16 protein-coding genes are annotated in these 24550 nt (G+C 64.4%); 14 read left to right on the top strand and 2 right to left on the bottom strand.

The window, feature by feature from the left end:
* The first annotated feature begins 258 nt into the window (after nt 1-258).
* The 8 genes from AC1RT2_RS03085 (at nt 259) to AC1RT2_RS03050 (ending at nt 18597) form a co-directional block, all read left to right on the top strand.
* Nucleotides 259-2409, top strand: a complete 2151-nt coding sequence (locus AC1RT2_RS03085) for an AMP-binding protein (protein ID WP_493099367.1) — start codon at nt 259-261, stop codon at nt 2407-2409.
* Nucleotides 2410-2454: 45 nt separating this feature from the next.
* Nucleotides 2455-7059 (top strand): type I polyketide synthase, encoded by a 4605-nt coding sequence (locus AC1RT2_RS03080; protein ID WP_493099365.1) that lies wholly within the window; start codon nt 2455-2457, stop codon nt 7057-7059.
* A 38-nt stretch (nt 7060-7097) separates the two neighbouring features.
* The gene (locus AC1RT2_RS03075; RefSeq protein WP_493099363.1) at nt 7098-8165 is read left to right on the top strand and encodes an LLM class flavin-dependent oxidoreductase; all 1068 of its coding nucleotides are present in this window, start codon (nt 7098-7100) and stop codon (nt 8163-8165) included.
* A gap of 11 nt (nt 8166-8176) precedes the next feature.
* Entirely contained in the window at nt 8177-12541 is a 4365-nt protein-coding gene (locus AC1RT2_RS03070; protein WP_493099361.1) for a non-ribosomal peptide synthetase, read from the top strand.
* 3 nt (nt 12542-12544) lie between these two features.
* Nucleotides 12545-15775: an amino acid adenylation domain-containing protein gene (locus AC1RT2_RS03065; protein ID WP_493099359.1), complete on the top strand. Its 3231-nt coding sequence runs from the start codon at nt 12545-12547 to the stop codon at nt 15773-15775.
* An 18-nt stretch (nt 15776-15793) separates the two neighbouring features.
* Entirely contained in the window at nt 15794-17176 is a 1383-nt protein-coding gene (locus AC1RT2_RS03060; RefSeq protein ID WP_493099355.1) for an MATE family efflux transporter, read from the top strand.
* Nucleotides 17163-17948, top strand: a complete 786-nt coding sequence (locus tag AC1RT2_RS03055) for a 4'-phosphopantetheinyl transferase superfamily protein (RefSeq protein ID WP_493099353.1) — start codon at nt 17163-17165, stop codon at nt 17946-17948. The genes AC1RT2_RS03060 and AC1RT2_RS03055 overlap by 14 nt, the downstream gene beginning before the upstream one ends.
* 121 nt (nt 17949-18069) lie before the next feature.
* Nucleotides 18070-18597: an Rrf2 family transcriptional regulator gene (locus AC1RT2_RS03050; RefSeq protein WP_493099351.1), complete on the top strand. Its 528-nt coding sequence runs from the start codon at nt 18070-18072 to the stop codon at nt 18595-18597.
* Nucleotides 18598-18603: 6 nt separating this feature from the next.
* Here the strand turns inward: AC1RT2_RS03050 and AC1RT2_RS03045 are convergent, their stop codons facing one another.
* Both AC1RT2_RS03045 and AC1RT2_RS03040 read right to left on the bottom strand, forming a co-directional pair.
* Nucleotides 18604-19071 (bottom strand): Rrf2 family transcriptional regulator, encoded by a 468-nt coding sequence (locus AC1RT2_RS03045; RefSeq protein WP_493099349.1) that lies wholly within the window; start codon nt 19069-19071, stop codon nt 18604-18606.
* 153 nt (nt 19072-19224) lie between these two features.
* Nucleotides 19225-20610 (bottom strand): S8 family serine peptidase, encoded by a 1386-nt coding sequence (locus AC1RT2_RS03040; RefSeq protein WP_493099348.1) that lies wholly within the window; start codon nt 20608-20610, stop codon nt 19225-19227.
* Nucleotides 20611-20719: 109 nt separating this feature from the next.
* Between AC1RT2_RS03040 and AC1RT2_RS03035 the strand changes: the two genes are divergently transcribed.
* The 6 genes from AC1RT2_RS03035 (at nt 20720) to AC1RT2_RS03010 (ending at nt 24431) form a co-directional block, all read left to right on the top strand.
* Nucleotides 20720-21262 (top strand): RNA polymerase sigma factor, encoded by a 543-nt coding sequence (locus AC1RT2_RS03035; RefSeq protein WP_493099346.1) that lies wholly within the window; start codon nt 20720-20722, stop codon nt 21260-21262.
* Entirely contained in the window at nt 21259-22002 is a 744-nt protein-coding gene (locus AC1RT2_RS03030; protein WP_493099344.1) for an anti-sigma factor family protein, read from the top strand. Before AC1RT2_RS03035 ends, AC1RT2_RS03030 begins: the two co-directional genes overlap by 4 nt.
* A gap of 155 nt (nt 22003-22157) precedes the next feature.
* The gene (locus tag AC1RT2_RS03025; protein WP_493099342.1) at nt 22158-22838 is read left to right on the top strand and encodes a TetR/AcrR family transcriptional regulator; all 681 of its coding nucleotides are present in this window, start codon (nt 22158-22160) and stop codon (nt 22836-22838) included.
* On the top strand, nt 22789-23325 hold the full coding sequence (locus AC1RT2_RS03020) for a GFA family protein (protein WP_493099340.1): 537 nt from the start codon (nt 22789-22791) through the stop codon (nt 23323-23325). Before AC1RT2_RS03025 ends, AC1RT2_RS03020 begins: the two co-directional genes overlap by 50 nt.
* On the top strand, nt 23318-23620 hold the full coding sequence (locus AC1RT2_RS03015; RefSeq protein WP_493099338.1) for a DUF6958 family protein: 303 nt from the start codon (nt 23318-23320) through the stop codon (nt 23618-23620). Before AC1RT2_RS03020 ends, AC1RT2_RS03015 begins: the two co-directional genes overlap by 8 nt.
* Before the next feature lie 94 nt (nt 23621-23714).
* Nucleotides 23715-24431, top strand: coding sequence for a DUF6065 family protein (locus AC1RT2_RS03010; RefSeq protein ID WP_493099336.1), 717 nt, complete (start codon nt 23715-23717; stop codon nt 24429-24431).
* Nucleotides 24432-24550 lie beyond the last annotated feature (119 nt).

Raw genomic sequence — 24550 nt, 5'->3', positions numbered from 1 at the left:
ATTCAAGAATTATATGCAAGAGGCAATTCGTCATCGGGGCCTGGCTCCCGCGACACCGAATTGAAGTGAATGATTCTCGTTTCAGGGGAGCGGGAAAGGCGTCTTGCGACGGCCTTTCAAAGGTCCGCCCTCCGTTCCACGAAGGAGCAACAGGCAGTGCAAAACACGTCATGGACGACGCAGGCCGAAAAAGGAAACGGAGAATTTTATTCAATAATTCATGCGCTTGAGAAGCGTTCACGGGAAATGCCCGCCGATATGGCGATGCGGTTTTTCTATGATGACGCCACCGCCGTCGCAGAAGGGCGCTTCGATGCATGGAGCTGGAAGGAGCTTCGTGACAGGGCGCGCAACGTAGGTCGGGAGCTTGCCGCAACGGGCCTCGTCATCCCCGGCGTGCGCATTCTCGTCGTCTATCCGCCTGGGCTCGGCTTCATCGCGACGTTCCTCGGATGCCTCTATGCGGGGGCTGTTCCGGTTCCCGTGCCGGCGCCACGGCGTGCCGACGGAATCCATCGTTGGTTGCATATAGCGCGCGACGCCGGCATAACCGGAATCCTGTGCGACAAGGATCTCATCGAAACGCTCACGCCTTTGCAGCAGGCCGTCGGCCACGGCTTTTGCGTCGCGCCGATGGGCGCCGATCCTGCCATCGCCTGCCAACAGAACGATGACAATCAGCCGTTCTTTTCGCCCGGCCCGAAACACGTCGCGTTCCTGCAATACACATCGGGTTCTACGAGCGATCCGAAGGGCGTGATGGTCACGCACGGCAACCTGATGGCCAATCTGCGGCAGATCAGCGTGGCCTTCGAATATGGCCCATCCGACCGCTCCGCCTGCTGGTTGCCGCACTATCACGACATGGGCCTGATCGACGGCATTCTGTCGCCGGTTTTCAACGGCTTCTCGGTATCCCTGATGGCGCCGGCCTCGTTCCTGCGCAGGCCCTTGCGTTTCCTGGAGCTCGCCAGCCATGTCCGCGCGACGGTGATCGGCGGCCCGAATTTTTCCTACGAGCACTGTGTGGAGAAGTACACGCCGGGCGCCGTGGCTGGGCTCGATCTCTCGACAATTCGCATCGCCTACAACGGCGCCGAGCCGATCCGGCCGCAGACGCTCCGACGCTTCGCCGCGACTTTCGAGCCATGCGGCTTCCGCTGGAAGGCCCTGTATTGCTGCTACGGCCAGGCCGAGGCGACGCTCTTCCAGACCGGCAACGGCCCGGACGATCCGCCGCATATTCTCTCGATACGACGCGACGAGTTGACGGCGCGTGGCGCGGCGATTGAGATCGGGCAAGAGGAGAGCACGCAGGAAACGCTGGAACTTGCTGCCTGCGGCCGTGCCGCAGACGGTCTCGATCTCGCACTGGTGGACCCCGACCGGCGCGCCCGCGTTGCCGATGGTGCCGTCGGCGAAATCTGGATCAAAGGGCCGAATGTCACGCCGGGCTACTGGGGTCGCGCCAAGCTGAACGCGGAAACCTTCGACCAGGTGCTTGACGGTACCAGTGGCTGGCGGCGCACCGGCGATCTCGGCTTCCGCCTCGCCGGCCAGATCTACATCACCGGCCGCCTCAAGGACCTCATCATCATCCGCGGACAGAATCACCATCCGGAGGACATCGAGCAGTCGGTGTTCTCCTGCCATCCGGCGCTCGCGCAGGGTCGGGCAGGCGCCTTCTCCCTGGAGCTGGATAGCGAGGAGCAGGTGGGTGTCGTGTGCGAACTGACGCGCGAGGGTTTGCGGGACATCGATGCCGAGGACGTGTTCCGGGCCATTCGCGGCGCTGTATCGCGCAACCACAACCTGAAGGCCGCGATCATCGCGCTCATCCGTCCGAGCAGCCTGCCGCGCACGCCGAGCGGCAAGGTCCGCCGTTTTGCCTGCCGCCAGGGTGTCGTCAGCGGTGACCTGCGCATCGTGGCGCGCTGGGATGCGCGCCCGGATGCCAGGATCGACCTGCCTGACGTGGTCGAGCAACCGAGCTGGCAGGAGCAATTGCACCGCCAACCGAAAGCGCTGCGCAAGGACGCGCTGCGGCGTCTTATCCGGCAGGAAGTGGGTCTTCTCGCGCGCCTCGGTCCTGGTGAACTGCCGGATGCCGCCGCCGGCTTCTTTGATCTCGGGCTCGATTCCGTCGCTCTGGTCAATATCGGCGCGACGATCGAGCGCGAACTCGCCGTCCAGGTCGGGCCGACGCTCATCTTCGAGCATCCGACGATCGATGCCCTGACGGAGCATCTCTGGGGCACCGTTCGCACCGATATGCACGACACCGAAATCCGGCACGAGGCGCCCGCGAACGATGCGAAGACGGTGGCGACGCCAACTGGCCTGCAGCCGTCGCTCGCCGCCGAATTCGCGGCCCTGAAGGCCTTGCTCGGTTCCGAAACGGCAGGCTGACCGGTTTATCCGCAACCTTTTGATCAACGAACGAAAGCACCAGCGATGACCTCTGCCGACAAGCCGGCTTCTGCCTCAGAAGGCGTTGATCAGGAAGCAATGTTCGCCATCCTGCGGGATGCGCGCCAGCGTCTCGAGAAATTCCAGGCGGAGCGCGATGAGCGGGTCGCCATCGTCGGCCTTGCCGGCCGATTTCCGGGCGCGGACAATGTGGATGCGTTTTGGCGCTTGCTCCGTTCCGGCGAAAGCGGGCTTCGTCCGGTCGACGACGCGGAGCTGGAACAGGCCGGCGTCGACGCCGAGGTTTCCTCGCGGCCGGACTACGTGCGCGTCTGGGGTGGCTTCGATGACCCGACCGGTTTCGATGCGGGCTTCTTCGGCTATTCGCCGCGCGATGCCGAACTTCTCGATCCACAGCAGCGCGTCTTTCTCGAATGCGCCTGGGGGGCGCTGGAACATGCCGGTTATGACAGCCGGACCTATCAAGGCCGGATCGGCGTCTATGCCGGCGGCGCGCTCACCTACAATTTCAGCAACATCCAGGCGAACCGGACGCTGCGCGAGACCGTCGATCCGATCCATGCCGGGCTCAGCAATGTCATCGGCCTGATCGCCTCGCGCGTCGCCTACCACCTTGATCTCAAAGGCCCCAGCGTCGGCGTGCAGGCAACCTGCGCATCGTCCCTGATCTCCCTGCATCTTGCCGCACGCGCCCTGCTGGCACGTGAAACCGACATGGCGCTGGCCGGTGCAGTGGCGATCGGCCAGCCGCGGCCGGAAGGCTATGTCTACAAGAGCGAGGGGGTCAGTTCCCCGGACGGGCTTTGCCGGCCGTTCGATGCCGCCGCGCAAGGCACCGTCTTTACCAACGGCGTCGGTGTCGTGGTGCTCAAGCGCCTGAGCGATGCATTGGCCGATGGCGACACGATCTATGCCGTGGTCCGTGGCTCGGCGATCGGCAATGACGGGGCCGCGAAGGTCGGCCTGACGGCGCCCAGCATCGCGGGACAGCAGGCTGTTCTGGAGGCCGCCCTTGCCGATGCCCGCATCGCGCCCGCAAGCATCGACTATGTCGAAGCGCACGGCACCGCCACGGCGCTCGGCGATCCCATCGAACTGGCGTCGCTGAACCGGGTCTACGGCCCTGCTTTCAAGGCGGAGGGGCGTGAATGCGCGATCGGTTCGGTGAAGGGCAATATCGGCCACATGGACGTCGCCGCCGGCATGGGCGGCCTCATCAAGACGGTGCTTGCGCTCCGGCATGGCAGCCTGCCCGCCAGCATCAACTTCAACGCGCCCAATCCGGGCTTCGATCTTGCGGCGAGCCCGTTCCGCGTCGTCACGGAAAACCGGGATTGGAAGGGCACGCCAGAGCGGCCGCGGCGTGCTGCGATCAGCGCCTTCGGCATGGGGGGCATGAATGCCCATGTCATCCTGGAGGAGGCACCGGCGCGGCCAGCGGAAGCCGTCGTTGACGGCCCACAGCTGCTGCCGCTCTCCGCCCGTTCGCCCGAAGCGCTGGAGGGTATGCGCAATGCACTTGCCATGGCCCTCGGTGACACGGCCCCGGCGAACCTCGCCGAGATCGCTTTCACCTTGCAGACCGGCCGCCGGCCGATGGCCCATCGTTTCGTAGGCCTCGCCCATGACAAAGCGTCTGCCTCCGCGCTGATTGCGGCCGGTGAAGGACCGGGCTGCGTTGCCGGCGACCTATTGCCCGGGGATCCCAGCCTCGTTTTCCTCTTCCCGGGGCAGGGAGCTCAGCATGTCGGAATGGCGCGCGAACTCTACGATCGCGACCCCACCTTCAAGGCGGCCTTCGATGCTTGTGTCGCAGGCCTGCCGGACGATCTAGATCTGAAAGCGCTGCTTTACGCCGACGGTGCCGATGCGGAGGCGCTCAGCCGTACGGAAGTGACGCAGCCGGCGCTCTTCGTCATCGAATATGCGCTGGCACAGATGTGGCTCGCAAGGGGCCTCAAACCGCGCGCGCTGCTGGGACACAGCATCGGCGAATATGTGGCGGCCTGCCTCGCTGGCGTCTTCTCGCTGGAAGATGCGCTCCGCATCGTCTGCGCACGCGGTCGCCTGATGCAGGCCTGCGCACCCGGCGCCATGCTGTCGGTCATGCTGTCGGAGGCGGAAGCCCGTTCCGTGCTGTCAGCCGAGGTCGAGCTTGCCGCCGTCAACGGTCCGCGCAGCTGCGTGCTCGCGGGAACCGCGGACGCGATTGCGGCGCTCGCCGAGCAGTTCGACCGAAGCGGCCTCGGCAGCCGGCCGTTGCGCACCTCCCATGCCTTCCACAGCTTCATGATGGAACCGGCGCTCCAAGAGTTTTCCGAGATTCTTGACACCGTCAAACGCAATCCGCCGACGCTCGATATCCTGTCGAACCTCACCGGCGACTGGTTGACGGCTGAGCAGGCGACGGACCCGGCCTATTGGGTCGCCCACCTGCGCCGAACCGTGCTTTTCGGACCCAGCCTCGCCCGCGTTCTGGAACTTTCCAATCCGCTCCTGCTGGAGGTCGGCCCCGGCTCGTCGCTGACCCGGCTAGCCCGCCAGCAGGCGCGGCCGGACATGCGCGCGGTCGCGTCATTGCCCGATGCGGGTTCGGCGCGCGATGCCGCCGACCACGCCTTGCTCGCCTTCGGCGAACTTTGGACGGCCGGAACCGATGTTGACTGGGGAGCACTCCAACAGGGCGCCCGGCGCCGCGTCGGCCTGCCCACCTATCCGTTCCAGCACACGTCCTATTGGATCCCGCCCGTTTCACCGGTTGCGGTGGAAGGCGTTCAATTGGAACGGCTCGATAATCTCTCCGACTGGTTCCACCAGCCGACATGGACGCGCGACACGACGCTTTCCGTGAAGGACGATCGTCGTGGGGAAAAGCAGCGCTGGTTGCTGCTGAACGGCCGTGCTGCCGCAACGGCGATCGGTGCGCTGCCGGAGGACGTTGAAACAATCCAGGTCGAGGCAGGAGACACATTTACTTTTGACGGCGAGACCTATCACCTCGATCCAGTCGATGCCGATCACTATCGCGCGCTCCTGGCCGATCTCGCAGCGAAGGGCCGTGTGCCCGACCAGATCATCAATGGTTTCGCTCTTGGCGGAGAAGCCGGTTCCAACGTCGGTTTTGCGAGCGCGCTGGCGCTCGGGCGCGCCCTGGCCGACGTCGCCGACAGACCTGCATTGCTGACGGTGCTGGCAAGCGGCATGCATCAGGTCACCGGTTCGGAAACGCTTGATCCGCACGCTGCCATGGTGCTGGGAAGCCTGCGGGTCCTGCCGCAGGAGTTGCCGGGGTTGAACTGCCGCAGCATCGATCTGCCGGGAGCTAATCCTTCTGCGATGGTTGCGGGTCTTTCCGGCGCCCTGCTCAGGCCGTGGCGGGAGGATGCGACGGTCTCAGCCCTGCGCGGCGGATTTGCCTGGCTGGAGGGGCATGCGGCGAGCCCGGTCGCCGAGCCCGTTGAGGTTGCGGCCTTGCAGGATGGAGCAACCTATCTCGTCGCCGGCGATCTGATCGATGGTCTCGGCCTGATTTATGCACGCACGCTCATCCAGTCGCACGGCGCCCGAGTGATCCTTGCCGGTCGCGCCGGCTTGCCGCCCCCGGCCGAATGGGAGCATTGGCTCGCCTCGCACAGCCCGCAGCATCCCGTCAGCCGGTTCGTTCGAACGCTGCGCGACATCGGTACGCCGGGAGAACATTATATTCTCTTCAGCGGCGACCTGTCCGATCCGGAATGGCTGGCCTCCGTTCTGGAAGACGGCCAACGGCGGTTCAGCCCGATCCGGGGTGTCTTCCACACCGCCGGCATGGGTGAGCTCTATCATTGCCCGCTTGCCGAGACCACGATGGACGGCTCCAGCGGCCTGTTTGCCACCAAGGTTGCCGGGCTTTCCGCGCTTGCCACCGCGCTCTCCACGGCGCAGCCCGACTTCGTGCTCGTCCAGTCGTCGCTCTCCTCGATCGTCGGCGGCGGCGGCCTTGCTGCCTATGCGGCAGCCAACAGCTTCCTTGACGCCTTCGTCGAGGCACGGCGCGGCAAGATGCAACCGGCCTGGCAGGCGATCAACTGGGATACGTGCCTGCCCTATGGGCAAAACCGCGGAGAAGGCGGAAGCCTCTATGCCAAAGCCATCGATGCGGACGAGGTGTGGCAGGTCACGCGCGCCGTCCTCGCCCGTCCGGAACTCACCCGCGTCGTCGTGACGCCCGAACATCTTCACCACCGCATGGCTGCAGCGATGCGGGCAACGGTGGAGTCCGTTGCGAACGCTCCTGAAGCCGCGACCGGTCGCCAGGGCATCCGCACGGCCTATGTCGCACCACGTGATCCGGTGGAGGCGACCGTGGCTTCCGTCATGGGCGAACTCCTCGGCATCGAGCGCATCGGCGCCATGGACAACTTCTTCGAACTCGGCGGGCATTCGCTGCTTGCGGTGCAGGTGGTCACGCGCCTGCGCAAGCAGTTCGCCACCGACCTGCCGATGCGCGCCTTGCTGTTCGAGGCGCCGACCGTGGCGGGAATTGCCGCCGTCATTCGCGATTCGCTTGATGCCGCCCGGCGCGAGCAGGAAACCCTCGCAGCGCTTCTCGATGACATCGAGGCCGTCGGTGCGCGCCGGGAAGCATAGATCCAGACAACGACCAGTCCTCACGGAGCATGAACACCATGAAATTCAGCCTTTTCTACTTCGACGGCGACGGTGCGAGCCCCAGCAAGGATCGCTATCGCCAGCTCACGGAAAGTGCGCGTTTTGCCGATGACAACGGCCTCGCGGCCCTTTGGGTGCCGGAACGGCATTTCCACGCTTTCGGCGGTCTCTACCCCAACCCGTCCACCATCCATGCGGCATTGGCGATGATCACCAAGCGGGTGCAGTTGCGGTCCGGCAGCATCGTCCTGCCGTTGCATCACCCCGTGCGCGTGGCCGAGGAAATCGCCGTCGTCGACAATCTCTCCGGCGGCCGCGCCGGTGTCGCGATCGCGTCGGGCTGGACGCGCAACGAGTTCGTCCTGTCGCGCGAACCGCATGGCAGCCGGCGCAGCCTGATGTGGCGCAGCTACGACCAGCTTTCCAAGCTGCTGGCGGGCGAGACCGTGCCGTTCGAGGATGCGGACGGCAGTATCGTCGAGGCCAAGACCCTGCCGCGTCCGGTTCAACCGCGCGTTCCCTTCTGGGTCGCCTGCCAGTCGACCGAAACCTTCGTCGAGGCGGGCCGCCGCGGCATCAACGTGCTGACCGCCCTGCTGGGCGAAACCCTGGAAACCCTCACGCCCAAAATCCAGGCCTATCGCCGGTCGCTGGAAAAACACGGTCACGATCCGTCCTCCGGCACCGTCACGATCATGGTGCACACCTTCCTTGGCGCGGATGCGGACGAGGTCAGGGCGAATGTGAAGGGGCCGTTCAGTGAATATCTGCGGACCCACTACCACCTTCTCGAAGGGCTGGCTCGCAGCATGGGTCTCGATATCGCGTTGGAGAATTTCAGCAAGGACGACCTCGACAGCCTCATCGAGTTCGGCGTCGAGGGGTTCATCAAGGGACGCTCGCTGATTGGCACGCCGGAGGGATGCGCGGAAACCGTCGAAGCGCTGGGCGCTGCCGGCATCAACGAGATCGCCTGCCTGATCGATTTCGTCCAGGACTACGATCTGGTCATGGGTGGCCTGCCGCATCTTGCGCGGCTGGCAAAGATCCATGCCGGCCGGGTGCCACTCGCCGAAGCCGTTTGAAAGGGCCAGCCGTGAATAGTGCAGATCCGATCGACCTGCTTCGCGCGCGTGTGGCGGCGCTCGGCCCAGAACAAAGGGCCGATTTCCGCCGCCAGCTGGAGGCGAGGGGAATCGCCTGGGACCGTGTTGCCCCGCAGGAAGCGGTGCGTTTGCGCCCGGCACGGCTGCCGCTTTCGCCGGGTCAGATGCACTTCTGGCTGCAGCAGAGCCTGTATCCCGAAAACTCGGCCTACCACGTCGCCTATCGCTGGCGGTTCCAGGGGCCAATCGATCGCCATACGCTAGAACGCAGCTTGCAGACGATCGTGGACCGGCATGAGCCCCTGCGCACCGCTTTCCCCGTCGCCGATGGCGAGCCGTGGCAGGATGTCCTGCCGCACTGCGCATTCCGGCTGGACTATACCGATGTCGCGGGGTCGATCGACCAGCTCGAAGCGGTGGCGCGAGCCGTCGCCATAGAACCGTTCGATCTCGCCACGGCACCCCTGTTGCGCGCGCATCTCGTTCGCGTGGATGAACAGGATCACCTACTGGCTATCACCCTGCACCACATCGTCTCCGACGGGTGGTCGCGCGGTGTGCTTATGCGGGAGCTCACGACAAGCTACCGCGCCTATTCGAAGGGCGTCGAACCGGAGCTTCAACCGCTTCCGCGCAGCTTCGCCGATCTCGTGCTCGACCAGCAGGCCTGGCTTCAGGGCTCGCAGTGCGCGCGTCAGGAGGACTACTGGAAGAAACATCTCGCCGATCTCAAGCAGCTTGAACTGCCGGCCGACCGGTCGCGCCACACCAGCATAGACATGGCGTCGGCCACCGTTTCGCGGACCGTCTCCGGCGAGATTTCAGCGAGCGTGAGCGCACTCGCAAGCCAGCTTGGCACGACGCCGTTCATCGTGCTTGCGGCCGCCTTCAAGCTGTTGCTCCACCGGTATTGCGGCCAGCAGGACCTGACCATCTGCACGCCCGTTGCCGGTCGCGCGGATTCCGAAGCGGCGCAGCTGATCGGCCTGTTCACCAACACGCTCGTGCTGCGCAACCGGCTCGATCCCGGTTTGACTTTCGCCGAGTGGGTCGCCCGTGTGCAGGAAAACTTTTCCGACGCCCTCGAACATCAGGACTTCCCGTTCCCCATGCTTGCCGACGCGCTCGGCATGAACCGCGATGCGCGCCAGAACCCGCTCTCGCAGGTCATGTTCCAGCTGCAATCGGGCGGATACCGGCAACAGAACGCCGAAACGGTCGACTTCGGCATCGATGGCCTCTCCGTCCGCCAGCAGCCGGCGCCGCTCAGCGAAACCAAGGTCGATCTCAGCTGGTACATGATGGAGCGGGAATCCGGTTATCTCCTGACGATCGAATACCGCGCCGCGCTCTTCGATTCCTGGCGCATCGAGCGTATGGCGCAGCATTTCGAACAGCTTCTCCTCTCGATCATTCAAGCGCCGGATGCGCGTCTGCCGGCATTGCCCTACATGTCGCCGGATGAACGGCAGGCGGTCATCGGTCTTGGCACGCCGATAGCGACGCCTCTCCCCGCAACGACCGTGCACGAAGCGATTTCGGATGTTGCCCGACACCATCCGGATGCCATCGCGCTGGAAAACGAGGGCCGCATCTGGACCTACCGAGACCTGGAGCGCGAAACGGATCTGCTCGCCTTCGCGCTGCTGTCCTTGCCGGATCCCGTCCGGCCGGGGGACCGGGTGGCGGTGTCGCTGCCGGGCAAGGGATATTCGATCCTCGCCTTTCTCGCCATCCTCAAGGCTGGTGCCATCTATGTGCCGCTCGATCCCGACCATCCGGCGGACCGCGTCGCCTACGTCCTGCAGGACGCCGGCGTTGGCCTGATCCTGACGGATCGGCCGCAAGCCTATCCCGATCACCGGTGCATCGATCCGGCGGAGATGGTGGCACAGGCCGTTGAACCGGTGGTGCTGCCTCCAGCGGACCAGGCGCGGATCGCCTATCTGCTTTACACAAGCGGCAGCACCGGACGGCCCAACGGCGTGCCGATCGGTCATGCCAGCCTGCTGAACCACCTGCGTTCCATGGCAGAGGTGCCGGGTCTGGAGCCGGGCGACCGGATGCTGGCCATCACGACGCCGACATTCGACATCTCCATTCTCGAAATGCTGCTGCCGCTCAGCGTTGGCGCAACCGTTATTCTGTACGGTCAGGACCTGCTGCTCGCACCGGTCCGGCTGGGGCAGGTGCTGGCCGACGACCGGATATCCCATATGCAGGCGACGCCCGCCTATTGGCGCATGCTGCTCGACAGCGGCTGGCAGGGATGCACGACGTTGACGGCGCTGTGCGGCGGCGAGGCGCTGGATGCGCCGCTGGCCCGCCGGCTGCTGGAGCGCACGAAAATCCTCTGGAACGTCTACGGTCCGACCGAAGCGACGATCTGGGCCAGCGCCTTGCAGGTGACGGTGCGCCACGCGGAAAGCGGCAAGGTTCCGATCGGCGGCCTCCTCGACAACACGCATCTGCATGTTCTGGATCCCTATCTGGAGCCATTGCCGCGTGGCATTCCCGGCGAACTCTATATCGGTGGCGTGTGCCTCAGCCCGGGCTACTGGAACCGCCCGGCGCTTTCCGCCGCGCGTTTCGTGCCCAACCCCTTCTATGACGAAAATAGCCCCGCGCCACGCCTCTACAAGACCGGCGATGCCGTCGTCCGGCAGGACAACCGGGAAATCGAGTTCGTCGGGCGGACGGATTTTCAGGTCAAGCTCCGCGGCTACCGCATCGAGATCGGCGAGATCGAGGATCGGCTGCTGCAGGACAAGGTCGTCGATCAGGCGATCGTCATGCTCGACGAGGCGAATGAGCGGCTCGTCGCCTATGTGCTTGTCCAGGATCCGTCCACAGCGATCGAGGACGGGCAGATGGAGCGGGCGCTTCGCCAGTCGCTCGTGGCACAGCTGCCGCGTTACATGGTGCCGACGGCTTTCGTCGTGCTGCGGGCGTTTCCGCTCAATCCGAGCGGCAAGGTCGATCGCAAGCGGCTGCCTGTGCCGCAGGTATCGCTTGCTAGCTCAGTCACGGTCGCGCCGCGCAACGGGGCGGAAGACGCTTTGTTGGCCATCTGGAAGGACGTGCTGAAGCGGGACGACATCGGCGTCGAAGACAACTTCTTCGATCTTGGCGGTGACTCCATCATCGGCGTGCGCATCGTCGCCCGCGCACAGGCGGCAGGCTTCAGCCTCGTTCCAACCCAGATCTTCGAACTCCAGACGGTTGCCGCCCAGGCTGCGGCCGTCATGACGAAGGACGATAAAGTATCGCGATTGAGCATCTGGCAGCGCCACAGCCGCAACGCTGTGCTTGACCCCTGGCTCGTCATCATGCCGTGGCCGGATTCCGCCGACGGTGCGAGACAGGCGGCTGAGATCGTCGCCAACCATCACCCGGCCCTGCGGGGGCGTCTGTACGATGCTACGCCGGAAACAGCGGCGGACGATGATGCAGCGCTTCTACAATGGGCGCGAACCGTGGCATCCCACGGGGAGGCGATGGGGTTCGGCGTGCGGATCCTCCAGCGGGGCGACAACCAGGTCTGCGCGATCGCAGCGCATTCGCTGCTGCTTGATGCCCGGGCGTTGACCTGGATTGCCAGTGACATGACGGAAACGTCCGCGCGCCTAGCTGCAGGCGGCACCGCCGCGCTGCATGCGGTGGGGGACTATGATGGATGGCTGGCCAACGATGAGCCGGTCGTTCGGTCTGAAGCAAAGCAAGTGCAGAGCGGCAAATCGGCCTCCACTGCACCGGGCACCGAGGTTTTCGCTGCTCTCGACGTGGAGACCATGCTCCGGCTGGAAACCACGGCACGCCATCTTGCCGTGTCGGTCGAAACGATGGCGCTGGCAGCGCTTGAGCAAGTGCTGGCGCAGACGACGGGTTGTGAAACGGCAAGCGTCGATGCGTTGACGTCCTCGCGCCCCACCGCGGCGCAGCAACGCACGATCGGCAACTTCACACGGCTCCTGCCCATTCCGCGGCAAGAGCCTGGCGCCAAGATTGCCGGTCGCGGCGCCTTTCTCGCCGACGACGGCCAAGGGCTTGATCCGGCCGCAGGCCCTGGTGATGCTCTGTTCTGGTGGCAGGAAACCGATGGTGCGCAGCTGGAATGGCTCTCGGTTCCGACCCCTATTCTCCCGGACGGTTACACCCTCGTATTGCGGGCAACGCGGCGCGCGGGCGCTCTCGATCTGCGGTGGCACTATGATCCCGCCCGGCTCGGGCAGGAGACGGTTGAGCGGATCGCGGCCCAGCATCTTACCGCCCTGACGGCCATCAAGGCCGATGACGGCACGGCGGCCGCGAAGGTCGACCGCCTGCTCGACAAACTCAGACAACGAAAGGGATAGGCCTTGGCAGAGGTTGTCGACGTCTTTGAAATGACGCCAGTGCAGAGCGGCATGCTCTTCCACTCCCTGAAAGCGCCGGAGTCCGGAACCTATTTCGAGCAATGCTGGTGCGTGCTGGAAGGACCACTCGACATCGAGGCTTTCAAAGCCGCTTGGCAGCGCGTGATCGAACGGCACGACGTCTTGCGCAGCGAGTGCCACTGGGTCGATCTCGATCGCCCGGTGCAGGTCGTCTATGACGATGCCGAACCGGAATGGCATATCGACGACTGGACGCATCTCGACGCGCCAGAACAGGGCAAGACCTTTGCCGAATGGCTGCAAGCCGACCGTCGCCGCGGCTTCCAGCTCGACAAGGCGCCGCTTCTTCGCTTCTCCCTGATCCGGCTCGGCAAGGATCAACACCGCTTTCTCTGGAGTTTTCACCATTTGCTGATGGACGGCTGGTGCAGTTCGCTGCTCGTCGGCGAGATGCTGAAAGCCTATGCCGGCCACGACCTGCCGCCGGCGCCTCCGTCGTATCGCCGCTATATCGACTGGCGGGCCGGCCAGGATATCGACGCGGCAAGGGCGTATTGGAGCCAAGCGCTGGCGGACGCACCCGACGATGCCTCCTTCGGTCTGGAGCGTGGTGTGGGTGAACAGGAACACGCGGTATTCGAGATCCGCGAAGTCCTGGACGTCGGGACGGCCTCACGGCTTGCGACGATCGCGCGGCGGGAACGCCTGACGCTCGCCACGGTCCTGCAAGGTGCCTGGGCGCTGCTGCTATCACGCTACAGCGGCAAGGACGACGTCATCTTTGGAACCGTTCTCGCCGGCCGGCCGGCGGAGCTGCCGGGATCGGAATCCATGGTGGGACTGTTCCTCAACACCGTCCCGCTGCGGGTCGATACGGCGCCAACACGGAAGCTTCTCGATTGGTTGCGCGACTTGCAAGCTGGGCATCGTGAGCGCGAGCAGCATGGCCATGCCGCCCTTTCCAACATCCAGCGCTGGAGCGGGGCGGGGGCGAACCGGCCACTTTTCGAAACGCTGTTCATAGTCGAAAACCTGCCGCTGTCCATGCAGGGTGCCTTTGCCAGGGAGAACAGTGCGCTTTCGCTCAGCGATCCCGGAAGTTACGAGCGAACGAACTATCCGATTGCGCTGAGGATCTTTCCCGGTGAACAGACGGTGCTGGCGTTGACCGTCGATCAGGGACGCGTTTCCCCGGCAGATGCCCGGCGGGTGCTCCAGCACTATGGGGCGTTGCTGTCCGCCCTCGCCGACCGTCCGGACGCTCGATTGGGCGACCTCGACATTCTCCTTCCGCAGGAGCGGACGCGCTTGCTGGAAATCGGGCGTGGGCGGGCTGCGCGATCGGCGCCTCCGGTTCATGAACAGGTGTTTGCCCGGGCGGCCGACACGCCGCAGAAGACGGCTGTCATCTATACCGGCGCGGCCGGAGACGTCGCCCTCAGCTATCACGATCTTGTCGAACGCGTCGGCATGCTGGCCGCGCGGCTCCGTGCCCACGGCGTGGGGCGTGACTCTGTCGTGGCCGTATGCCTCGACCGCAGCCCCGACCTGCTGTGCGCACTCCTCGCGACGATGCAGGCGGGCGCCGCCTACCTGCCTATCGATCCGGATTATCCGGCCGAGCGGATCGCTTACATGCTGGAGGATTCGGGCACGGCGCTGGTGCTGGCGGATCGCGCATCCGCCGGGCGGGTGCGCTTTCCCAGCGGCATCCCGATCATGAGCCTGGACGAGCCGGGCATCGTCGCGCCGGGTAACGGCCAGGCCCCGACGTCCCTCGATGCCGACGATCTCGCCTATATCCTCTACACCAGCGGCAGCACAGGCCTGCCGAAAGGTGTGGCGATCCCGCACGGCGCGCTCAGCAACTTCATCCAGGCGATGGCCAACCAGCCCGGGATAACCGCAGACGATCGCCTGCTCGCCCTCACGACGATCGGTTTCGACATTGCCGGGCTGGAACTTTTCGGGCCGCTGGCGCAAGGCGGCACGGTCATTCTCACCGATGGCAGCGCCAGTCGTGACGGTGCGTTCCTCGCCCGCCTCATCGGGCGCATGCGCCCATCGCTCATGCAGGCGACGCCGGCCGGCTGGCGCATGCTCGTCGAAGCGGGTTGGAAGGGAGACCCGGACCTGCGCATCCTGTGCGGAGGCGAAGCGCTTGACAGCCGCCTTGCTGCACAACTGCTGGACCGCGGCCGCGAACTCTGGAACCTCTACGGCCCGACGGAGACGACCATCTGGTCGGCAGCCGTCAGGGTCGAGCCCGGCATGCTTGCCGGCGCGGGCGTGTCCGTCGCCGGGCCGATCGACAGGACGGAGCTTTATGTGCTCGATACCCGCGGCGCGCTCGTTCCGGTTGGCGTTGCCGGCGAACTGCATATCGCGGGAGCCGGGCTGAGCCCCGGCTACTGGGGCAAACCGGGCCTGACGGCCGAAAGGTTCGTGCCCAACCCTTACCGCATGACTGCAGACGATGGCCTCTACCTCTACCGTACCGGCGACCTTGCCCGCTGGCGCGAGGATGGGGCGCTGGATTTTCTCGGCCGCATCGACAATCAGATCAAGCTCAGGGGCTACCGTATCGAGCCTGGCGAAATCGAGGCGCGGCTTTGCGCCCACCCCGAGATCGCGGAGGCGGCGGTCCTCGTCGAGGAGCGCGGGGCAAGCCAGCAGCTTGTCGCCTACTTGCGCTGGCGCGCTCCGGTATCCGGTGATCCCGCGAGCCTGCTGCGCGCCCATATGGCGTCGACCTTGCCGTCCTACATGGTCCCGGCCGTCTATGTGCCGCTCGACCGCTTCCCACTTACGCCGAACGGCAAGGTTGACCGCAAGGCCCTGCAAGGCTTGCGTCCGTCAGCGGTGGAAAGGGGAGCGGCTCCGCCGGTCTTCGGCGAGCCGGCCGCGACGCTGGCTGCGATCTGGCGGGAGGTTCTGCAAACAGATCATGTCGGCCTGAGCGACAATTTCTTCGACCTCGGCGGCCATTCGCTGCTCGTCATCACCCTCCAGAGCGCCGTGCGCGAGCGGTTGGGCCTCTTGCTGGATATCACGGATGTCTTCCGGTTTCCCACGCTGGAGACAATGGCCGCCCGCATCGCCGCCCTCACCGGGAATGGGACGGACTCGCCCAATGAAAATGACCGTGTTACGCCACGGCTCGCCGGCCGCGAACGCCTTGCGCAGCGGCGAACCCTGCGCACCGTCGCATAGAGACTGGAACCCGGACAGATGGATGCAGCACAGGCCTATGGCGATACCGTCGCGGAACCGGAGCGTGATCCGGCTTCCCGGTCGCGCAAGACGCTGCTCCACCTGAGTTTTCCGATGTTCGTACAGTCGCTGCTGACATTTGCAGTGATGCTTGTCGACATGATGATCATCAGCGCCCATTCGCCGGGTGCTGCTGCTGCGGTCGCCGTCGCAAGACAGGTTCTTCAGATCGCCTTCGAGATGTCGAGCATGGTGGGCATCGGCGCCGTTATCCTGATCTCGCACAGTCTCGGCAGGGGCGATGAGGAACAGGCACGCCGCATCGCATCGCTCGCCGTCGGCGCCAATGCGGTGTTCGGCTGCTTCATCGGCATCCTGCTCCTGATGGCGGCGCCGGTCGTACTGTGGTTTCTCGACGTGCCGCAGGATCTGACTGGAGAAACACAGCTCTACCTCTCCATCGTTGCGGTGGCGATGCTGTTCAACGGCTTTGCCACCGCCGCCATGTCCTGCCTGCGCGCCTTCGGCAACGGCCGTATCATTGTGCTGGTCGGGCTTGTGCTTTCGATACTCTATATGGGGGCGGAATATGTCCTGGTTCTGGGAGCCGGCCCGATTCCGGCGCTAGGTGTACAAGGCGCCGCACTCGCCGCGCTCTTTTTCAGGGTGTTGATGGCGCTGCTGTTCGGGCTCGCCCTGCTGCGGGAGCTCGGGCTGCGCGCGGATTTCCGCAGCCTGAAGACACATGTTGCAACGGTCCGCAGAATGCTTGTCCTGTCGTTCCCGAGTGTGTCGGATTACATCGGCTACGGCTTCTATCAGCTGGTGCTGCTCGGCTTCGTCGCCGGTTTCGGCGTCGAGAGCGTGCTGAGCCGCACCTATGTCATGATCGCCATGTCCTTCCTGGTTCTCGTCATCGTGGCTATCAGCCAGGGCAACGAGGTCCTGCTCGGATATCGCTGCGGGGAAGGTCGGCCGGAGCACGCCTATCGCCAGGCCCTGCGATCCAGCGTGATCGCCACGGCGGTGACGATGGCGCTCGCGACGTTGCTGTGGGTGCTTTCGGAGCAATTTCTCGGATTGTTCGGCCAGGAAGGCACTGTCCTTGCTCTTTCCCAGCGTCTCCTGCTGCTGACGATCTTTCTCCAGCCCGGCTTCGCCTTCAACACGATCCTGCTCCAGTCGCTGCGGGCCGTCGGCGATGTGCGCTGGCCGGTGGTCGCCAGCATCGGCATTACCTGGGGCTTCGGCCTTCCGCTCGCCTGGCTGCTGTGCATCCGAGCCGGCCTGGGCGTGGAGGGTGTCTGGTATGCCTTGATCATCGAGGAGACGATCAAGGCCGGTTTCATGCTGCAGCGCTGGCTGCGCCGTCGGTGGATGTCGCACCATGCCGTCGCCTGAGGTTCTTCCCTCCGACGAGATCCACCTCCACGTCGCGGATGACCCGGCCATCACCGCGCCGGCGCTTCTGGCTCGTTATGAAGCAATGCTCAACCCGGAGGAAACCGCGCGCCGGGACCGTTTTCGTTTCGAGCGGCATCGCCACCAGTTTCTCGTGGCCCGCGCCCTTGTGCGCAGCACGCTGTCGCTCTATTGCCCCGACATCAAACCTGCCGAATGGCAGTTCGCCGCCAATGCGTATGGGCGACCGCGCATTGCAGGCGCTGCTGCCGGCACGCTGGACTTCAATCTCTCGCATACGGACGGCAGGATCGTGCTGGCGGTCTGCCAATCGCAATCGCCCGGCGTCGATATCGAACGGCTCGACCGGCCGGAGACCGTTAGCGACATTGCCGCACAGTTCTTCGCTGAAACGGAAACGCGAGGGCTTTTCGCCCTTCCGCTCTCCATGCAACGCCGCCGTTTCTTCGATCTGTGGACGTTGAAGGAAGCCTATATCAAGGCACGGGGTATGGGGCTCTCCATTCCCCTGCAGGATTTCTCCGTCCACTTTCCGGCGCAAGGCGGGCCAAGCATCCACTTCGCCGATGGGGTCGATGACGATACGTCCCGGTGGCAGGTCTGGTCGCTGCATGCAGGGGAAGACTATGCGCTGTCGCTGGCAATTTCGGATGCCGTTCCCATGCGACCTCGGCAATTCCAAAGCATACCGCTGATGGATATCAAGGAAATCGCCTGCCGAATTCTTGCCCCTGCCAAGCTAGTCCTCTGAGCCTGTTAAACTTAATGGGCGGAATCCCGAGCTTGGTACATTTGACCATGGTCACGACTGACCAGATATGCGACAACCTAACCGTATATTAACCTGAAAGCACCCCCAGCGGGTAAATCCCATGCGTTTGAAACGGCAATCCGAGATCGCGATCGGAATATTGGCGGCCTGCGCCCGAAGCCCGGAAACGAAGTTCCCGGCGCAGCAGCTTGCGCGCGAAGTCGGCGCAACCAAGGACCATGCCTATCAGGTCGTGGCTCTGCTCGTGCGCAACGGCTTCTTGAACAGCGATCGCGGTCCGGGCGGCGGCGTGCGCCTCGCCATGGAGCCGGCAAACATCAAGCTCGTGGATGTGCTGCGGATCACCCAGCCTGAACTCGAAGGCGAAAGCGTCGAAGAGTCGATCGGGTTTCCGGGCACTCAGCCGCTGCTCGACAATATCGTCGCGGCGGCATCGTCCTTCTTCGTGCGCCTCCTCGACCGGTTTACCGTCGCCGACCTCGTGGCGCCGGCAGAGACGGTTGGCCTCGCCTGCCTCGATTGCAACCTCGTGGCCGGCCGACCTGTTCGAAATCTGCGGACACCGCCCATTGCGAACACAAACATTGCCGGGCAACCAGTGGACGACGTGTTGAAAACCAACGCCTGATATTGCTCAATTGCCACGGCAATCCTGCTGTCGTGGGGCGGGGGCGGCCTGCAATGCCGCGCTTCGGCCGCGTGCGGCATGACGACCGGGCAGCGTGCGCCCGTCGAGGAAATCGGCGACCGTATAGCGCTCTGCAAGCCGCAGGAAATTGGACGATGCTGCCTCGACCACGAGATTGAAGACCGTAGCGGCGCGTTTCTTCTCCCTTGCGGGGCGCAGGAGGCTTGGCTGCGTGATGTGCAGCAGTGCACCCAGACTGACGCTTTCGGGATCCACGGCAAGCTGTACGCCGCATTGCGGGTATGGGCTGCGCAACAGGCCGTTTCTGAGCAGCATGAACATGATGCGTTCGACAGATTCCGTGCTGGCAGAGATCTGCTCGGCGATCGCTCGGGAAGAAATGTAGCTGCCGGATTGCCGGGCGCAGAGCGTCAGAATGGAAATGGCAATCTCAGTCTGGCGAGTGAAATACATTGCGTCTTCTCCCAACCTCGTTGCGCGGGGCGGGCGTGCCGATCCGGCCAACCCTGCTTGCATTGCTGAAAGGGAGACGACCGGAGATGCGCTTTTGGGACTCCGGTCGGTAAAATAAACAAACGGCGCCGGCAGGGCATTCCTGTCAGGGGATTAGCCTTGGCAAAGCGCCTTTGCGTTGAGAAGCCCCCATCCATAGACGGGATCCTTGCCCGGCTGGCCGATATCTTCCGTGGATTTCATCAGTTCCGCCTCGATCTCCTTGGGGGTCAGGTCGGGCCTGGCGGCAACCAGGACGGACACCGCAGCCGTCACAAAGGGGGCGGCAAAGGATGTGCCGCTCTTCTGGCGGGCGCCGGAAACGGAGGCTGCCGTCCAGACATTGACACCGGGGGCGGCGATATCGATATGCCCGCCCCGCACCGCGCGACGATAGGGTTTGCGCGCTGCATCGACCGCCGTCACGGCGATCACGTCCTCGTAGGCGGCGGGATAGACCGGCTTGGCATTCGGCCCATCATTGCCGGCGGCGGCGACCAGGATCGTGCCCCGGCCGATCGCCGCCTTCACCGCCCGCTCCAGCAGCAGGTTCGAAGGCCCCGTCAGGCTGAGATTGATCACCTTGATATCGCGCTGCATCAGAAGGTCGAGTGCGCGCACGAGGTCATAGACATTGGCGACGTCCGAAGACTTGTGAAGCCGCTGGAACGCATCGACCGCGACGAGTTCCGATGCGGGCAGGAGGCCGGGCACGCGGCTGCCCGACGCGCCGACCAGAAGTGCCGCGACGGCGGTGCCATGCTGCGCTCCCGATTGCGTGCCATCCATCTCGTCCAGCCGCAGAATTTCCAGCCGTGCCTTTGCCAGGGAGCTGTGATCGGCATTGATGGCCGTATCGATGAGCCCGATGCGCTGCGGCGTCAGGCATCGTGGCCCATCGATATCCGCATCCGTCGGCCAGCCCACCATGTGGCGCACGAGCGCACAGGACGTGCCTGTGCAGGCGGCTTCACCCTTTGCCTGTGGCTGGTAGAAGTGATTGAAGTCCACCGTCGCTGCGGCATTGCGCGCGGCCACCGCGGTGCGCGCCGCGTCGATCGTCATGCCCTGCGGCGCGCGCAACCGCACCATCTCGCCGCCGGTCAGCGTGATCTGCGCGCGCTGTGCGATGACAAACCCATCCTGCGTCAGTGCGGCGATCGAAGCCTCGTCGAGGCCGATTGCGACGATCTCGTTTGGCGCGCGGTCGGGCAGGGCGGCGACGCGTCGTGCCGGCGCCCGCCGCACCTCACGGGAGGGCCAGCGGAAAAGCGTTCGCAGGTCACGCAGTGGCCTGCGCCCACTATCATAGTCGCCGGACCCTCGCCCGCCTCTGCTGCTACCACTGCTACTGCCGCCACCGCCATCGTCGTCGTCATCGTCTGCCAGGGCAACCGACACACTCTGGAACGGCACGGCCGGTGAAACGACCAGCCCGGATGTCGCAACGACGAGAAGGACGGCAAGGCGTCTGGATTCTTTTGCAAGGCGGCGCAGCATTTTCCGTCTCCGGCTGGGACTTTTCTTTCCACGATCCGTTTTGTGACCGCGGCACTTTCGACTTACGTTTGACTCGACAGCTTATTCCATCGCGTGTCAAAGAAATCGCATGACCCATGACATGCCGACGGTGCCGGAACGGCTTGTGGCCTTCCTGCCGAACCTCAGACGTTTTGCGATTTCGCTCTGCCGTTCGCGGGAGCTGGCCGACGATCTGGTACAGGCCGCCTGCGAACGCGCCATCCTGGCTGCCGGCAGTTTTGCGCCCGATAGCCGGTTCGATGCCTGGATGTTCCGCATCCTGCGGAACCTCTGGATCGACCATCTGCGCCGCCTGAAGACCGCCGGTCCGCACGATGATATCGACGAGGCGCGCGACGTTTCCGTGCCGTCCGGCGAGGCCGCAGCCCACGCCCGCATGGATCTTGCCGAGGTGATGGCCGCGCTCCAGAAGCTGCCGGAAGAACAGCGCGAAGTGCTGGTTCTGGTCTGTGTGGAGGAGTTCAGCTATCGCGATGCAGCCGATGTGCTGTCCATTCCGATCGGTACCGTAATGAGCCGTCTCGCGCGGGCACGGAAAAATTTGATGGAGCTGACGGGAATAAGTTTTGGCGAAGGACGTTCGCCCGATATGAAAGGCGGCGCTCTATGATCAAGCAGGAATTCGACGACGAAACATTGATGGCTTTCGCCGACGGGGAGTTGGACGAGGCGCAAAGCCAGACGCTCGAAGAGGCGCTTGCCGCCGACGATGCGCTTGCCGAGCGGCTCGCCGTCTTCCTCGACAGCCGCCGGCTGGTGGGCGATGCGCTGAAACCGCTGATCGACGAACCCGTGCCGGAGGCGCTTCTCGCGTCGGTTCGCCGGATGGCCGAAGATGCCCAGCGCGCGGCGGACAAGCCACAGGACAACGTTGTTGCCTTCCACCCGCGGCCGCAGCAGCCCACGGCACCGGTGGCACGACGCTGGCTGATGCCTCTTGCCGCAAGTGTCGTTGCGGCGATCACCGGCGTCGTCGGCTTTTCGATCGGACGGATGGGGCCGCCGGCCGCGGGCTCCGGTGCTGAGATAGCCTCAGTCCTCGACCGGGAGGCTTCAGGCAAGGACGTCGCGCTCGATGCTTCGGGCAAGGTTCTGCATGTCATCGCCACGTTTCGCGATGAGCGTGGCGACGTCTGCCGTGAATATGAGGTGAAGGAGCCGGCCGGCCGCACGCTCACCATTGCCTGCCGCCAGCAGGACGGCTGGACGACGCGGCTGGCGCTGACGGCCCCGTCGGCCGATGGGTATGTCCCGGCCTCCTCGCAGGAAACGATCGACGCCTACCTGGCTTCCATCCAGGCGGGCGCGCCGCTTTCTCCGGAGGAAGAGCGCAGCGCGCTCGCCCCATAAGCAGGATCACCTCACGCGATATGATCGTGTTTGCCGCGCTTGTGCAAACCGTTGATGGCCAGCGGTTACCGTCAGCCGCAGGGATGGACCAATGGCGAGATAGGTTGATATAAACTTATACTTGACGCATACCAACCGTATGGTATGTTTCCGTCATGCCGAGACCAACGAAACATTCGCCCGAACGCGGCAACGCCCGGATCCGCCTGCTGGAGGCGGCTCGTGACATTGTCCGCGAAAAGGGCTTTGCAGCCACGAGCGTCGACGATCTGTGCAGGGCCGCTGGCGTCACGAAGGGCGCGTTCTTCCATCACTTCGGGAGCAAGGAGGCTCTCGGCGTGGCGGCGGCGGAATTCTGGGCGGAGACGACATCGGCTTTCTTTGCCGCCGCGCCCTATCACGAACCGGGCGATCCGCTGGCGCGGGTTCTCGCCTATGTCGCCTTCCGCAAGGCGATCATCGCGGGCGCGTTGAAGGAGTTCACCTGCCTCGTCGGCACAATGGCGCAGGAGGTCTACGAAAGTGCGCCCGACATACGCGATGCCTGCGGCCGCAGCATATTCGGCCACACGGCGACGCTGGAAGACGACATCGAGATGGCACGAAAGGAACACGGCATTTCGGCAGACTGGACGGCCGAAAGCCTGGCGCGCCACACGCAGGCCGTCATCCAGGGCGGTTTCGTCCTGGCGAAAGCAGGCAATGACCCCGCGCTGGCACGGGAAAGCCTCGATCACCTAGAGCGATACATTCGACACTTGTTTAACGTCACGGAGGATGACGCAGATGAGCAGATTGACCCATATCGGATGCGCCTGCGGGCAGACACGCCTTGAAGTAGCGGGAAACCCGATCCTCGTTTCCGAATGCCTGTGCAGCAGCTGCCGAGCGGCGGCCGGACGCCTGGCGACACTTCCCGGCGCCCGCAACACCCTGACCGCCTACCATGCGACGCCCGCCGCGGAATACCGCAAGGACCGGATCCGCATCCTGTCGGGCGAAGAGAATCTCAAGGAATTCCGCTTGTCACCGACAGCCGGCTCGCGCCGCATTGTCGCCACCTGCTGCAACACGCCAGTCTTCCTGGAGATGAAGGGCGCCCACTGGCTCAGCCTCTACCTGCATCTCTGGCCGGTAGAGACGCGGCCGAAGGCCGAGTTGCGGAGCATGGTTGGCGATCTCGCCGATCCGTCCGGCCTGCCGTCCGACATGCCGAACCTCAAGACCCACACCGTCACCTTCTATGCAAAACTTCTGGCGGCATGGATTGCCATGGGTTTCCGCAATCCGAAAATCGCTATCGGGGGAACAATCGATGCCTGAAAAACCTGAGAAAATCGAAATCGAGAACATCAATGTTCCGGGCCGTACCGAACGGGTCGACCGGACGAAATACATGGCGATGCGGGCGGCTCTTATCGCCGCCCTGCCGGACAAGGCCCCCGGCCTGACTGTTGCGCAGGCACAGGATGCGTTGATGCCGTTCCTGTCGGAGACGGACTTTCCCGAACGACACAAGGCCGGCTGGTGGATGAAGGCCGTGCAGCTCGACCTTGAGGCAAAGGGCGTCATCAAGCGCGCGCCGAAGCGGCCGGTGCAACTCTACCGGCTCACCTGACGCCCATCCGCTCCCGGCAGAAATTTTTCGACCAACCGGGAATAGGACTTCGCCACCGCCGTTCTTCTCGCATCCAATGACGAGGAGAACAGCGATGGCACTTGCCCTTCTGAAGAAACCGCGGCCCCGGCTGATCTTTCTCTGCCGCAAGGAAGACGAGGGTGTCATCCCGGCCCCGATCCGCGCCAAGACCGCCTTGCCCGAATGGTTCCGCAAGCTGCCGCCCGTCGACGAGGCGCATGTCTCGCCGAACAACAGCGGCATCACCGTCAAGCGTTGCATGCCTTTCCTCGATGCCATGGCTGCGGGCTGGGTGATCGGGCTTGCGGCGAGCGTGCGCATGGAAATCTCCGACGGCGGCAGGCAGGTCGATTGCGGCTGGGATTTCGACCGCACGATCGTGAGCAACCATGCCAGCCATCAGGTCGCCGGCAATCCGCGCGAACCGCTGCCGCCGTGCAAGTTCCACAACTACTGGACCATACGCACGCCGCCCGGCTGGAGCTGCCTCTTCGTGCCGCCGCTCAATCGGCCGAATGGCATTTTCGAGATTGTTGCGGGCGTGGTCGACACCGATACCTACCAGTCGGAAATCCACTTTCCGTTCTTCGCCACCGGAGAGGATGGCCTGCACGTACTGGAGCGCGGCACGCCGATCGTGCAGGTCATTCCCTTCCGCCGCGACACATCCGACCTCGATGCGGATATCCGCGCCGAAAGTGAGGGCGAGAGCAGCGTTCGCCAGACGATCCTTCGCAAGACCCTCGCCTCGGATGGCTGGTACCGGAAATTCGCCCGCGCTCAGCGGTAGTCTGGAACCTGCATCAACCATTTTTCACCGCCGTTGCACGTCGCCACGGCGGTGATGCCGCGTGCGCCGGAAAATTCGTCCATCCCATTGAAAATATTTTCAGTTTTGTGGAATAGGTA

The organism is Shinella sp. GW821-FHT11G07 (genome assembly GCF_058808115.1).
This window is presented reverse-complemented; position numbering and strand designations above follow the sequence as displayed.

Coding starts and splice junctions, on each gene's coding strand:
- AC1RT2_RS03085 (WP_493099367.1), top strand. CDS start 259: ATGGCGATGCGGTTTTTCTATGATGACGCCACCGCCGTCGCAGAAGGG.
- AC1RT2_RS03045 (WP_493099349.1), bottom strand. CDS start 19,071: ATGTATTTCACTCGCCAGACTGAGATTGCCATTTCCATTCTGACGCTC.
- AC1RT2_RS03060 (WP_493099355.1), top strand. CDS start 15,794: ATGGATGCAGCACAGGCCTATGGCGATACCGTCGCGGAACCGGAGCGT.
- AC1RT2_RS03015 (WP_493099338.1), top strand. CDS start 23,318: ATGCCTGAAAAACCTGAGAAAATCGAAATCGAGAACATCAATGTTCCG.
- AC1RT2_RS03075 (WP_493099363.1), top strand. CDS start 7,098: ATGAAATTCAGCCTTTTCTACTTCGACGGCGACGGTGCGAGCCCCAGC.
- AC1RT2_RS03020 (WP_493099340.1), top strand. CDS start 22,789: ATGAGCAGATTGACCCATATCGGATGCGCCTGCGGGCAGACACGCCTT.
- AC1RT2_RS03055 (WP_493099353.1), top strand. CDS start 17,163: ATGCCGTCGCCTGAGGTTCTTCCCTCCGACGAGATCCACCTCCACGTC.
- AC1RT2_RS03010 (WP_493099336.1), top strand. CDS start 23,715: ATGGCACTTGCCCTTCTGAAGAAACCGCGGCCCCGGCTGATCTTTCTC.
- AC1RT2_RS03030 (WP_493099344.1), top strand. CDS start 21,259: ATGATCAAGCAGGAATTCGACGACGAAACATTGATGGCTTTCGCCGAC.
- AC1RT2_RS03050 (WP_493099351.1), top strand. CDS start 18,070: ATGCGTTTGAAACGGCAATCCGAGATCGCGATCGGAATATTGGCGGCC.
- AC1RT2_RS03035 (WP_493099346.1), top strand. CDS start 20,720: ATGACCCATGACATGCCGACGGTGCCGGAACGGCTTGTGGCCTTCCTG.
- AC1RT2_RS03040 (WP_493099348.1), bottom strand. CDS start 20,610: ATGCTGCGCCGCCTTGCAAAAGAATCCAGACGCCTTGCCGTCCTTCTC.
- AC1RT2_RS03025 (WP_493099342.1), top strand. CDS start 22,158: ATGCCGAGACCAACGAAACATTCGCCCGAACGCGGCAACGCCCGGATC.
- AC1RT2_RS03080 (WP_493099365.1), top strand. CDS start 2,455: ATGACCTCTGCCGACAAGCCGGCTTCTGCCTCAGAAGGCGTTGATCAG.